The 12,655-nt window shown below is 69.8% G+C and carries 10 protein-coding genes; all 10 read left to right on the forward strand.

The window, feature by feature from the left end:
* The first annotated feature begins 5 nt into the window (after positions 1–5).
* The gene (gene murD / locus M0L44_RS02915) at positions 6–1,841 is read left to right on the forward strand and encodes a UDP-N-acetylmuramoyl-L-alanine--D-glutamate ligase (protein ID WP_252768121.1); all 1,836 of its coding nucleotides are present in this window, start codon (positions 6–8) and stop codon (positions 1,839–1,841) included.
* Entirely contained in the window at positions 1,838–3,109 is a 1,272-nt protein-coding gene (gene ftsW, locus M0L44_RS02920) for a putative lipid II flippase FtsW (RefSeq protein ID WP_252768122.1), read from the forward strand. The genes murD and ftsW overlap by 4 nt, the downstream gene beginning before the upstream one ends.
* Entirely contained in the window at positions 3,106–4,200 is a 1,095-nt protein-coding gene (murG, locus tag M0L44_RS02925) for an undecaprenyldiphospho-muramoylpentapeptide beta-N-acetylglucosaminyltransferase (RefSeq protein ID WP_252768123.1), read from the forward strand. Before ftsW ends, murG begins: the two co-directional genes overlap by 4 nt.
* Complete coding sequence (gene murC / locus M0L44_RS02930) at positions 4,197–5,606, forward strand: UDP-N-acetylmuramate--L-alanine ligase (RefSeq protein ID WP_252768124.1); 1,410 nt, start codon at positions 4,197–4,199, stop codon at positions 5,604–5,606. Before murG ends, murC begins: the two co-directional genes overlap by 4 nt.
* Positions 5,603–6,580, forward strand: coding sequence for a D-alanine--D-alanine ligase (locus tag M0L44_RS02935; RefSeq protein WP_252768125.1), 978 nt, complete (start codon positions 5,603–5,605; stop codon positions 6,578–6,580). The genes murC and M0L44_RS02935 overlap by 4 nt, the downstream gene beginning before the upstream one ends.
* Entirely contained in the window at positions 6,577–7,368 is a 792-nt protein-coding gene (locus M0L44_RS02940; protein WP_252768126.1) for a cell division protein FtsQ/DivIB, read from the forward strand. The genes M0L44_RS02935 and M0L44_RS02940 overlap by 4 nt, the downstream gene beginning before the upstream one ends.
* Before the next feature lie 7 nt (positions 7,369–7,375).
* Positions 7,376–8,608, forward strand: a complete 1,233-nt coding sequence (gene ftsA / locus M0L44_RS02945; protein ID WP_022981070.1) for a cell division protein FtsA — start codon at positions 7,376–7,378, stop codon at positions 8,606–8,608.
* Positions 8,609–8,707: 99 nt separating this feature from the next.
* Positions 8,708–9,946, forward strand: coding sequence for a cell division protein FtsZ (gene ftsZ, locus M0L44_RS02950; RefSeq protein WP_252768127.1), 1,239 nt, complete (start codon positions 8,708–8,710; stop codon positions 9,944–9,946).
* 122 nt (positions 9,947–10,068) lie between these two features.
* A complete protein-coding gene (locus M0L44_RS02955) occupies positions 10,069–10,716 on the forward strand; it encodes a response regulator transcription factor (protein ID WP_252768128.1) in 648 nt (215 codons plus the stop codon).
* Positions 10,682–12,640, forward strand: a complete 1,959-nt coding sequence (locus M0L44_RS02960; protein WP_252768129.1) for a sensor histidine kinase — start codon at positions 10,682–10,684, stop codon at positions 12,638–12,640. Before M0L44_RS02955 ends, M0L44_RS02960 begins: the two co-directional genes overlap by 35 nt.
* The last annotated feature ends 15 nt before the right edge of the window (positions 12,641–12,655 follow it).

The following is a 12,655-nucleotide window of genomic DNA, read 5'->3' on the forward strand; positions in this document are numbered from 1 at the left end:
AGACCATGAAACACCTGCAAGACCTGTCCGTGCTGATCCTGGGCCTGGGTGACTCCGGCCTGGCGATGGCGCGCTGGTGCGCGCGCCACGGCGCGGCCCGCATCCGGGTCTGGGATTCGCGTGCCAACCCGCCGCAGGCCGCGGCCCTGGCGGCCGAGGTGCCGGCGGCCACCTTCTTCAGCGGGGCGCTGGGCGCCGACGCGCTGGAGGATGCCCGTCTGCTGCTCAAGAGCCCCGGCCTGTCGCCCGCCAAGCCGGAACTGCAGCCGCTGCTGGCGGCGGCCCGGGCGGTGGGCGTGCCCGTGGCGGGTGAGCTGGACCTGTATGCCCGCGCCCTGGCCGACCTGAAGGCCGACTGGGGCTATGCGCCCAAGGTGCTGGCCATCACCGGCACGAATGGCAAAACCACCACCACCTCGCTGACCGCGCAGCTGGTCGAGCGCTGCGACCGCCGCGTGGCGGTGGCCGGCAACATCGGCCCGACCCTGCTGGACACCCTGACCACCGCCTGGCTGGCCGAGGCCGAGGCCCGTGCCCTGGCGGCCGAGCAGGCGCAGGCCGAGGCGGAGGCCGCCGCTTCGGAGGCCGAAGCCGCCGCCGCTCAGGCGTCTCAGCTGGAATCGCCGGTGGACGAGAGTTTGCTCGAGGCCGCCGCGGCACTGCCGCCGACGGATGAGCCGCCCGTGGTGGGCGAGGCTGCGGCCGAGGCCCCCGAGACCGAGGACGGCGCTGACGAGCCGGCAGCGGTCGATGCGGCGCCCCTGGACGACGAGGCCGCGCCCGTGGTGTTGGCCCCGCCGCCCCCGACCGAGCCGGTGTTCGAGCACCTGCCCCAGGTCTGGGTGCTGGAGCTCTCCAGCTTCCAGCTCGATGGCGTGCAGGGCTTCGAGCCCAGCGCCGCCACCGTGCTCAACGTCACCCAGGACCACCTGGACTGGCATGGTTCGATGGACGCCTACGCCGCGGCCAAGGCCCGCGTCTTCGGCCAGCAGGCGGTGATGGTGATCAACCGCGATGACCCGCTGGTCGAGGCCATGGTGCCGGCGCCGGTGATGGTCAGCCCTGGCCGCGGCCGGCCCAAGAAGGCGGTCAGCCGCAACGTCTGCCGCTTCGGCCTGAACCCGCCGCAGCACCCCGGCGACTTCGGCCTGGTGGTGGAGGGCGGCATGGCCTGGCTGGTGCGCGCCATGCCGGCCGACGAGACCATCAAGCGGCGCAAGGACGAGCCCGAAGAGATCATCCTGCAGCGCCTGATGCCGGCCGATGCTCTGCGCATCCGCGGCCGCCACAACGCGGCCAACGCGCTGGCCGCCCTGGCCCTGGCCACCGCCATCGGCTGCCCGCTGGCGCCGATGCTGCACGGCCTGCGCGAGTACCGCGGCGAGCCGCACCGTGTCGAATCGGTGGGCGTGGTCGGTGGCATCGAGGCCTTCGACGACAGCAAGGGCACCAATGTGGGCGCCACCGTGGCCGCGCTGGACGGCCTGGGCGCCGACCGCCATGGCAAGCTGGTGGTCATCCTGGGCGGCGATGGCAAGGGCCAGGACTTCGGCCCGCTGGCCGGTCCGGTGGCCCGCCATGCGCGTGCGGTGGCCACGATTGGCCGCGACGCCGAGGCCATCGAGGTCATGCTGGCCGCCACCGGCGTGCCCTTCCAGCGTCATGCCACGCTGGAGGCTGCCGTGCCCTGGTGCTTCGCCCAGGCGCAGAGCGGTGACGCCGTGCTGCTGAGCCCGGCCTGCGCCAGCCTGGACATGTTCCGCAACTACGCCCATCGCTCCGAGGTGTTCATCGCCGCGGTGCAGCAGTGGGCGGCCGACCAAGGGGAGCTGCTCGCATGAAGCTGGCCGCCACCCTGCCGGACTGGTCCGGGCTGCGCGAGCGGCTGGCGGGCCTGTGGGCGCGCGGCCGCGAGGGCACCGAGCACCTGCCCATCCGCGACTGGGTGGGCGGCGCCACCGCCCGTCCCGCCGCGGTGTCGGGCTATGACACGGCGCTGATCTGGGTGGTGGTCAGCCTGCTGGCCTTCAGCCTGGTGATGGTTTATTCGGCCTCGGTGGCCATGCCCGACAGCCCGAAATTTTCGCGCTACGACACCAGCTACTTCCTGGTGCGCCAATCGGCCTTCGTCGCGGTGGCCTTCGTCGCGGCGGTCATCACGCTGCAGATCCCGATCGCCACCTGGGAGAAGTGGGCGCCCTGGCTGTTCGCCACCACGCTGGCCCTGCTGATCCTCACGCTGATCCCCTTCATCGGCAAGGGCGTGAACGGTGCACGCCGCTGGATCCCGTTGGGCATCATGAACTTCCAGCCCAGCGAGCTGGCCAAGCTGGCCATGGCCATGTATGCGGCCAGCTACATGGTGCGCAAGATGGAGGTGAAGGAGAACTTCGTCAAGGCGGTCTGGCCGATGGCGGTGTCGCTGGGCGTGGTCGGCGTGCTGCTGCTGGCCGAGCCGGACATGGGCGCCTTCATGGTGATCGCCGCGATCGCGCTGGGCATCCTGTTCCTGGGCGGCGTGAACGGCCGCATGTTCCTGCTGAGCGTGGCGGTGCTGGTCGGTGCCTTCGTGCTGATGATCGTGTTCAGCGAGTTCCGGCGTCAGCGCATCTTCGCCTACCTGGACCCGTGGAACCCCAACTACGCCCAGGGCAAGGCCTACCAGCTGACCCACTCGCTGATCGCCTTCGGCCGCGGCGAGGTCTTCGGTCAGGGCCTGGGCAATTCGATCGAGAAGCTGCACTACCTGCCCGAGGCCCACACCGACTTCCTGATGGCGGTGATCGGCGAGGAGCTGGGCTTTGTGACCGTGGTGGTGGTGATCCTGGCCTTCTTCTGGATCACCCGCCGCGTCTTCGTGATCGGCCGCCAGGCCATCGCGCTAGACCGTGTCTTCGCCGGTCTGATGGCCCAGGGCATCGGCATCTGGTTCGGTGCCCAGAGCTTCATCAACATGGGCGTGAACCTGGGCGTGCTGCCCACCAAGGGCCTGACGCTGCCGCTGCTGTCCTACGGCGGCTCGGGCGTGCTGCTCAACCTGGTGGCCCTGGCCATCGTGCTGCGGGTGGACCAAGAAAACAGGCAGCTGATGCGGGGAGGCCGGGCATGAGCGCGATGGCCCGCACCCGTCACCTGGTCATCATGGCCGCCGGCACCGGTGGGCATGTGATCCCCGGCCTGGCCGTGGCCCGCGAGATGGGCACCCGCGGCTGGACGGTCAGCTGGCTGGGCACCGAGGGCGGCATGGAAAACCGGCTGGTGCCGCCCACCGGGCTGCCGATGGACCGCCTGGCCTTCAGCGGCCTGCGTGGCAAGGGCCTGGCCCACAGCCTGGGCGGCGTCTTCCGCCTGTTCAAGGCCTTCTGGGACAGCCTCTGGATCTTCCGCCGCCGCCGTGCCGACGCGGTGCTGGGCATGGGCGGCTATGTCTGCTTCCCCGGCGGCTGGGTGGCCAAGCTGAGCGGCCGGCCGCTGGTGCTGGTCAATGCCGATGCGGCCCTGCTGATGAGCAACAAGGCCCTGCTGCCGGTGGCCGACAAGGTGGCCTTCGGCTTCGACGGCCCGGCTGTCGAGAAGGTGAAGCAGGCGGTGGTGACGGGCAACCCGGTGCGCGCCGAGATCGAGGCCATGCCGGCCCCGGCCCAGCGCTTTGCCGGCCGCCAGGGCCCGCTGCGGGTGCTGGTGGTGGGCGGCAGCCTGGGCGCCCGGGTGCTCAACGAGCAGGTGCCCGCCGCCCTGGCTCATCTGCCGGTCGAGCAGCGGCCGCAGGTGACCCACCAGACCGGCATGGCCCATCTGGAAGATGTGCGGGCCCGCTACGCCACCCTGGGCCTGCAGGCCGAGGTGCTGCCCTTCATCGACGACATGGACCGCCGCCTGGCCGACTGCGATGTGATCGTCTGCCGGGCTGGCGCGATCACCGTCAGCGAGCTGTGCGCAGCCGGTGTGGCCAGCGTGCTGGTGCCGCTGGTGGTGAGCACCACCTCGCACCAACGCGACAACGCGGCCTGGATGGCGGCGCGCGGCGCAGCCATCCACCTGCCGCAGAACGAACTCAACCCGCAGTCGCTGGCGGAGCTGCTGTCGCAGCTCAGCCGCGAGAAGCTGCTGGCCATGGCCGAGCAGGCCCGCCTGCTGGCCCGGCCACAGGCCGCCGCCAAGGTGGCCGATGAAATCGAAAGGCTGGTGAAGCCGACATGAAACACGCCGTCAAGCGCATCCACTTTGTGGGCATCGGGGGGGCCGGCATGAGCGGCATCGCCGAGATCCTGCACAACCTGGGCTACCAGGTCACCGGTTCCGACCAGGCTGAATCGGCCACCACCCGCCGCTTGGCCAGCCTGGGCATCGGCGTGGCCATCGGCCACGAGGCCGCCCACCTGGGCGCGGCCCAGGCCGTGGTCACCTCCTCGGCCGTGAAGGGTGACAACCCCGAGGTCATCGCCGCCCGGGCCCACCACATCCCGGTGGTGCCGCGCGCCGTGATGCTGGCCGAGCTGATGCGCCTGCGCAAGGGCATCGCCATCGCCGGCACCCATGGCAAGACGACCACCACCTCGCTGGTCACCAGCGTGCTGGCCGAGGCCGGCGTGGATCCGACCTTCGTGATCGGCGGCAAGCTCAATTCGGCCGGCGCCAACTCGCGCCTGGGTTCGGGCGAGTTCATCGTGGTCGAGGCCGACGAGTCGGACGCCTCCTTCCTGAACCTGATGCCCATCCTGTCGGTGGTGACCAACATCGACCAGGACCACATGGACACCTACGGCCACGACTACGCGCGGCTGAAGCAGGCCTTCGTGGAGTTCATCCACCGCATGCCCTTCTACGGCGCGGCGGTGCTGTGCGGCGACGATCCGGGTGTGCAGAGCATCATCCCGATGATCTCCCGCCCCGTGATTCAGTACGGCCTGGGCGAGGGCCTGCCGGTGCGGGCCGTCAATGTGCAGGCGCTGGCGGGCGGCCGCATGCACTTCACCTGCCAGCGGCGCAACGGCCACGTGATGCCCGACCTGGACATCACGCTGAACCTGCCGGGTGAGCACAACGTGCGCAATGCGCTGGCGGCCATCGCGGTGGCCACCGAGCTGGAGCTGCCGGACGAGCCCATCGTGGCGGCGCTGGCCAAGTTCAGCGGCGTGGGCCGGCGCTTCCAGCGCTACGGCGAGCTGGCCTGCCAGGGCGGCGGCCAATTCACCCTGATCGACGACTACGGCCACCACCCGGTGGAGATGGCCGCGGTCATCGCGGCCGCGCGCGGGGCCTTTCCGGGCCGGCGTCTGGTGCTGGCCTTCCAGCCGCACCGCTACACCCGCACCCGGGACTGCTTCGAGGACTTCGTCAAGGTGCTGGGCCAGGCCGACGCGGTGCTGCTGACCGAGGTCTACGCGGCGGGCGAGGCCCCCATCGTCGCGGCCGATGGCCGCTCGCTGGCACGGGCCCTGCGTGTGGCTGGCAAGGTCGATCCGCTGTTCGTCGACGAGGTCAAGCAGCTGCCGGCGGAGATCGCGGGCTTCGCACGCGACGGGGATGTGGTGATCGTGATGGGGGCCGGCTCGATCGGGGCTGTGCCGGCCCAGGTGGTGGAACAGGTGGGGCAAGCAGCATGAGCACGGTGGACGTGAAGGCGCTGGGCAAGGTGGCGGTGTTGATGGGCGGCAGCTCGGCCGAGCGGCCGGTCTCGCTGATGTCGGGTGAGGGCGTGCTCAAGGCCCTGCGCTCGCGCGGTGTGGACGCCCACGCCTTCGATCCGGCCGAGCGGGACCTGGGCGATCTCAAGCGCGAGGGCTTCGACCGCTGCTTCATCGCCCTGCACGGCCGCCATGGCGAGGACGGCACGGTGCAGGGCGCGCTCGAACTGTTGGGCATTCCCTACACAGGCTCGGGCGTGATGGCCTCGGCCGTGGCGATGGACAAGGTCATGACCAAGCGGGTCTGGCTGGCCGAAGGCCTGCCCACGCCACGCTGGCGCTGCCTCTCCACCGAGGAGCAGGGCCGCGACATCGTGCGTGAGGTGCCCGATGCGCTGGGCCTGCCGCTGATCGTCAAGCCGGCGAGGGAGGGCTCTTCCTTCGGTGTGACGAAGGTGCGGGGGTATTCCGGCATGCAGGAAGCGGTCACTCTCGCGGCACAATACGACCCTGACGTGCTTTGCGAAGAATTCATTGACGGTGACGAGGTGACCTGCCCCGTGCTGGGTGAGGGCGAAGCCTCCGCCGCGTTGCCGGTGATCCGCATCCAGGCCCCCGACGGCAACTACGATTTCGAGCACAAGTACTACTCCGAGGACACGCGCTACCTGGTCCCGTCCGGTCTGCCAGAGAACGAAGAGCGCGAGATCCAGCGCATCGTGGTGGCTGCCTACCGCGCCCTGGGCTGCCGTGGCTGGGGCCGCGCCGATCTGATGATCCGCGCCAGCGACCGCAAGCCCTTCCTGCTGGAAATGAACACCTCGCCCGGCATGACCGGCCACTCGCTTGTGCCGCAGTCGGCCAAGGCCGCCGGCATCAGCTACGAAGACCTCTGCCTGCGCCTGCTTGCCGGCGCCACCCTGGACAGCCACCCCACCGCCGCCCAGCCATGAACACTGCGACCCTGTCCACCCCGCTGCCGCCGGATGTCCGCGTGACCCAGTTCACCACGCTCGTGGTGGCAGCGGCCGTGGGCGTGCTGCTGCTGACGGCGGCGGCGGGCTGGGTCGCGCGCCAGCCGCTGTTCGCCTTTGGCGGCATCCGGCTGGAGGGCGATGTGAGCCGCAACAGCGCGGCCAACATCCGGGCCAACATCGCCTCCAAGCTGGTCGGCAATTTCTTCACGCTGGACTTGCAATCTGCGCGCCAAGTCTTTGAAAGTCTGCCCTGGGTGCGCCATGCGGTGGTGCACCGCGTCTGGCCCAACCGGTTGGAAGTGACGCTGGAAGAGCACAAGCCCGCGGCCGTCTGGAAGGGCGACGAGGGCAACGACCGCCTGGTCAACACCCACGGCGAGGTGTTCGAGGCGAATGTAGGCGACGTCGACGACGACGATCTGCCCGAGTTTTCCGGCGACGAGGCCAGCGCTCCCGAGATGCTGGCCATGTACCGCCGCCTGAACCCGGTCTTTGCCCCGCTGGGCCTGGAAGTGGCGCGCCTGACCTTGTCCGGCCGCGGCTCCTGGGAGGCCGAGATGGACAACGGTGCCATGGTCGAGATCGGCCGTGGCAGCGACGAGGAAGTGCTGGCCCGTTGCGCGCGTTTCGTGCGCACCGTCACCCAGGCCGCGGCCCGCACGCCGCGCGGCTGGACCCTGGCCGATCTGCGGCACACCGATGGCTATGCGCTGCGCCTGAAAGGCGCGGCCGGCGCGGCCGCTCACCCCCCCATCACGCATTGAGGAAGGCATGGCCAAGGAATACAAGGATCTCGTCGTCGGACTGGACATCGGCACGGCCAAGGTGATGGCCGTGGTGGCCGAGGTCGTGGCCGGTGGCGAGTTGCGCGTGGCCGGCCTGGGCGTGGCGTCCTCGCACGGCCTCAAGCGCGGCGTGGTGGTCAACATCGATGCCACGGTGCAGAGCATCCAGCAGGCCTTGAAGGAGGCTGAGATGATGGCCGCCTGCAAGATCGAGCGGGTCTACACCGGCATCACCGGCAGCCACATCCGGGGCCAGAACAGCACCGGCATGGTGATCGTGCGTGACAACCGCGAGGTCACGCCCACCGATGTGGCCCGGGTGATCGAGACCGCCAAGGCGATCAACATCCCCAACGACCAGCGTCTGCTGCTGGTCGAGTCGCAGGAGTTCGTGATCGACGGCCACGAGGTCAAGGAGCCGATCGGCATGAGCGGCAGCCGGCTCGAGGTCAAGGTGCACATCGCCACCGGCGCGCAGAGCGCAGCCGAGAACATCATCAAGTGCGTGCGGCGCTGCGGCCTGGAAGTGGAACAGCTGTGCCTGACCCCGACCGCCTCGGCCGCCGCGGTGCTGACCGACGACGAGAAGGACCTGGGCGTGGCGGTGGTGGACATCGGCGCGGGCACCACCGACGTGGCCATCTACACCGGCGGCTCGATCCGCCACACGGCGGTCATCCCCATCGCCGGCGACCTGATCACCAGCGACATCGCGATGGCGCTGCGCACCCCGACCAAGGATGCCGAGGAGATCAAGGTCGAGTACGGCGTGGCCAAGCAGCTGCTGGCCGACCCGGCCGAACAGCTCGAGGTGCCCGGCCTGGGCGACCGCGTGCCGCGCATGCTCAGTCGCCAGGCTCTGGCCGGTGTCATCGAGCCGCGGGTGGAAGAAATTTTTTCACTGGTGCACCAGGTGATCCGCGAATCGGGCTACGAGGAACTGCTGTCCTCGGGCATCGTGATCACCGGGGGCACGGCGGTCATGCCGGGCATGGTCGAGCTGGGGGAGGACATCTTCCTCAAGCCGGTCCGCAAGGGCCTGCCGACCTACTCCAGCGCACTGTTCGACATGGTGGCCAACCCGCGCTCGGCCACCGTGATGGGTCTGCTCGAAGAAGCACGGCTCGCCCACACCCGCGGCCACAAGGCCGCGCAGCAGGCGGGATCGGTCAAGACCATGTTCGGGAAGGCGCGGGACTGGTTCCTGGGGAATTTTTGAGTTTCTGAAGTGAGCGGTTCCAAGCGGCCGGCACAGGTCCGCAACGAACCCGGATTCAACGCAAACGGCAACTGCAACGAAACGGAGAAGGAGGTCACCATGGCCATCGAGATGATCGAAGAATTCGACCAAGGCACGCAGATCAAGGTGATCGGTGTGGGCGGCGGCGGCGGCAACGCGGTCGAGCACATGATTGCCCAGGGCGTTCAGGGCGTGGAGTTCATCTGCGCCAACACCGATGCCCAGGCGCTCAACCGCAGTGCCGCGCCGCACCTGGTGCAGCTGGGGGGCACCGGCCTGGGGGCGGGCTCCAAGCCCGATGTCGGCCAGCGCGCCGCCCAGGAGGCCGAGGACCGCATCCGTGAAGCGATCTCCGGCGCCCACATGCTGTTCATCACCGCCGGCATGGGTGGCGGCACCGGCACCGGTGCGGCGCCGGTGATCGCCCGCGTCGCCAAGGAGATGGGCATCCTCACCGTGGGCGTGGTGACCAAGCCTTTCGAGTTCGAAGGCGGCCGCCGCAGCAAGCAGGCCGATGCCGGCGTGTCCGAACTGGAAGCCAATGTCGACTCGCTGATCGTTGTGCTCAACGAGAAGCTGCTGGAGGTGCTGGGTGACGACGTGACCCAGGACCAGGCTTTCGCCCATGCCAACGATGTGCTGAAGAACGCCGTGGGCGGCATCAGCGACATCATCCACATGGACGCCTTCGTGAACGTCGACTTCGAAGACGTGAAGACGGTGATGAGCGAGCCGGGCAAGGCCATGATGGGCACCGCGATGGCCACCGGGCCGGACCGCGCCATCAAGGCCGCTGAGTCCGCCGTGGCCTGCCCGCTGCTGGAAGGCATCGACCTGTCCGGCGCGCGCGGCGTGCTGGTGCTGATTGCCGCGGCCCGCTCGACCTTCAAGCTGTCCGAGAGCAAGAACGCGATGAACACGATCCGCCGCTATGCCGCGGAGGATGCGCACGTGATCTTCGGCGCGGCCTATGACGACAGCCTGGGCGACCAGCTGCGCGTCACGGTGATCGCCACCGGCTTGTCGGGGGCCCGCCGCGCTGCGGCGCCGCTGACCGTGGTGCAGTCGCAGCCCGTGCTGCGCACCGGCACCGACAACCTGCCGATGCTCAACACCCCGATGGGCACGACCGCGGCACCCATCACCGCCCAGACGATGGGCGCGACGGCGCCGGTGCAGCAGGACTACGGCGCGCTGGCCACGCCCAGCGTGTGGCGCACGGGCCGCACCCAGGCGGCAGCCAAGGTCGAGGCCCTGTCCAACAACGGCATGGACGAGATCGAGATCCCGGCGTTTCTGCGCAAGCAGGCCGACTGAGTCGACATCCGTCTTTCGTTGCTGTGCATTCAGGGGGCGCCCAGGCGCCCCCTTTTTGCGTCCGCAGCTCCTGTCACCCAGCCAGGGGACACGCGAGATTTCCAGCCGTCTACACTCGCTGCATGCGCCCCATTTCCGTGGTCATCGTCGAGGACGACGAGCGCGTCCGTTGCGCCTTCTCCGCCATCCTGCAGACGGCGGAGGACATGCGCCTGCTGGGCATGGCCGCCGATGTGGGCGAAGGGCTGGCCTTGCTGGACGCCACAAGGCCGGATGTGCTGCTGGTCGACCTGGGCCTGCCCAGTGGCAGCGGCATCCAGTTGATCCGCCATGCCCAGGCCCAGCTGCCGGACACCGACGTGATGGTGGTCACGGTCTTTGGCGACGAGCCCCATGTGATGGCTTCGCTGGAGGCGGGGGCGACCGGCTATTTGCTCAAGGACACCCATGCCGGCGACCTGATCGAGCAGATTCGCGCCCTGCGTGCGGGGGGCAGTCCCGTCAGTCCGGTCATCGCCCGCCAGCTCTTGCTGCGGCTGGCCCCACAGGGCACGCAACCCTTGGCCGACGAGGCGCTGCTGTCGCCCCAGGAGCGCCAGGTGCTGACCTACAGCGCCAAGGGCTTCAGCTTCGACGAGATCGCCAGCATGCTGGGCCTGTCCCGGCACACGGTCATGACCTACGTGAAGCGCAGCTACCGCAAGCTGCAGGTGCACTCCAAGACCGAGGCCATCTATGAGGCCCGCAAGCTGGGCCTCGTCCGCGACTGAGCTGCGCGCGGGCTGGGCCCGGCAGCTGCTGCTCCTGGGGGTGGCCCTGCTGATTCTTCTGGCGGCCGGCTGGGTGGTGGAGCTGCCCCGCCGCGCGGCGGCACCCCCTGAGCTGGTGGGCCTGTATGTCCAGCCGCTCGGGGCGGCGCAGGCGCAGGCGGGAACCCAGGCGCTGCTGAACCGGCTGCCCGCGCCGGGCAGCGCCCCGACCTGGCAGCCCCAGCATCTGCCCTTGACGGGGCCGGCCCCCGGTGGTCTGGCGGCCGATGAGCGCGCCATCTGGTGGCATCTGCTGCCCGCGCCCGAGGCTTCAGCGCTCTCGGCTCCGGGCCGGCGCTGCGCCCTGTATGTGCCTCGGGTGTCGGGCGGGGCCGTGCTGGTGGCCGGCTGGCGGGAGGGCCGCTGGTCGCTGCAGTGGGATGGCACTGACCTGTGGCGCGAGCAATGGAACCGACCGGTGTGGGTGGATGTCGGCACCTGCAGCCAGGCCGCCCTGACACGCTGGGTGGTGGGGGTCGCGCATCCCGCGGACCACGGGCACCGGATCAGCCGGGTCTATCTGGGGCCGACCGAGGCCCTGCTGCCGGCCTATGAGGCGCGCACCCAGCTGCAGCAGTCCGGGGCCCAGGTCGGCAGCCTGGCCTTCCTGGCCCTGGGCGTGATCGCGCTGGTGTACTGGCTGGGGCGACCACGGGAAAGCTCGTTCCTGGTCTTCGCGCTCACCTCGGTGGCCTGGACGCTGCGCAATCTGCACTACTACGCGACCCTGCCGCGCCAGCCAGAAGCCCTGGCCTGGTTCTGGTGGATGACCAATGCCTCCCTGGCCTGGGTGATGGCACTGATGTACCTGTTCGCGCTGCACTTCGATCCGCAGCCATCGCCGCGGCTCACGCGGGCCTTGGTGGCGTTCGTGCTGGGCGTGTCCCTCCTGTCCATGCCCCTGGCCGGCATGCCGCTGAACAGCCTGCTGGCGGTGCACCTGATCAATGCCGTGGTGGCCAGCGCGGTGGGGGTGCTGCTGACGCTGAGGACGCTGCGCACGGGCGGCGAGGAACTGCGCCACATCACGCTGGCCTTCTGGCTCACCGAGGCCTTCGGTCTGCATGACCTGCTGCTGGTGACGGGCGCCATCGCGCCGTCGTCCATCTATCTGCTGCCCTATGCCAGCCTGGTGGTGCTGCTGGCTTTTCTCTATGCGGCGCAGCGCCGCTATGTGCAGGCCACCCGGCAGGCGGCCGAGGCCCAGCAGCGGCTGGAGGAGCAATTGGCCCGGCGCGAGGAGGAACTGCGCCAGAACCACGAGCGCCTGCGCAGTGTGGAGCGCGAGCAGGCACTGCTGCTGGAACGGCAGCGCCTGGTGCGGGACATGCATGACGGCCTGGGCTCCAACCTGATGTCGGCCCTGGTGCTGGCCGAGCAGGGGCGTCTGTCCCGCGACGCGGTGACCGGGCTGCTGCGGGAGTGCCTGGACGATCTGCGCCTGGTGATCGACTCGCTGGAGCCCATCGGCAACGATCTGGTGACCCTGCTGGCCCTGCTGCGCCACCGGCTGGCCCGCCGGCTGGAGGCGGCCGGCCTGAACCTGGTCTGGGCGGTGGATGACCTGCCGCCACTGGACTGGCTCACGCCCCCGGAAGCCCTGCAGGTGCTGCGCATCGTGCAGGAGGTGCTCAACAACGTGCTGCGCCATGCCCATGCGCGCCAGGTGCGCATCGCCATCAGCCGCCAGCCCGAAGGGGTGCGCGTGGCCATCGAGGACGATGGCATCGGCTTCGACCCCGCGCTGACCATGCCCGGCCGCGGGCTGCGCCATCTGCGCGAGCGGGCCGCCCGGCTCGGTGGCCGATTGCGCATCGACAGTCGCCCGGGCCTGGGCACCTGCGTGCAGCTGGACCTGGCGTTCCAGCGCAAAGCGCCGGCTTGAAGGACAATCCGCGCT

Origin of the sequence: Ideonella oryzae (genome assembly GCF_024055665.1) — a bacterium.
GTDB classification, from domain to species: Bacteria; Pseudomonadota; Gammaproteobacteria; order Burkholderiales; family Burkholderiaceae_C; genus Ideonella; species Ideonella oryzae.

Coding starts and splice junctions, on each gene's coding strand:
- ftsZ (WP_252768127.1), top strand. CDS start 8,708: ATGGCCATCGAGATGATCGAAGAATTCGACCAAGGCACGCAGATCAAG.
- M0L44_RS02935 (WP_252768125.1), top strand. CDS start 5,603: ATGAGCACGGTGGACGTGAAGGCGCTGGGCAAGGTGGCGGTGTTGATG.
- murG (WP_252768123.1), top strand. CDS start 3,106: ATGAGCGCGATGGCCCGCACCCGTCACCTGGTCATCATGGCCGCCGGC.
- murC (WP_252768124.1), top strand. CDS start 4,197: ATGAAACACGCCGTCAAGCGCATCCACTTTGTGGGCATCGGGGGGGCC.
- M0L44_RS02955 (WP_252768128.1), top strand. CDS start 10,069: ATGCGCCCCATTTCCGTGGTCATCGTCGAGGACGACGAGCGCGTCCGT.
- ftsW (WP_252768122.1), top strand. CDS start 1,838: ATGAAGCTGGCCGCCACCCTGCCGGACTGGTCCGGGCTGCGCGAGCGG.
- ftsA (WP_022981070.1), top strand. CDS start 7,376: ATGGCCAAGGAATACAAGGATCTCGTCGTCGGACTGGACATCGGCACG.
- murD (WP_252768121.1), top strand. CDS start 6: ATGAAACACCTGCAAGACCTGTCCGTGCTGATCCTGGGCCTGGGTGAC.
- M0L44_RS02960 (WP_252768129.1), top strand. CDS start 10,682: ATGAGGCCCGCAAGCTGGGCCTCGTCCGCGACTGAGCTGCGCGCGGGC.
- M0L44_RS02940 (WP_252768126.1), top strand. CDS start 6,577: ATGAACACTGCGACCCTGTCCACCCCGCTGCCGCCGGATGTCCGCGTG.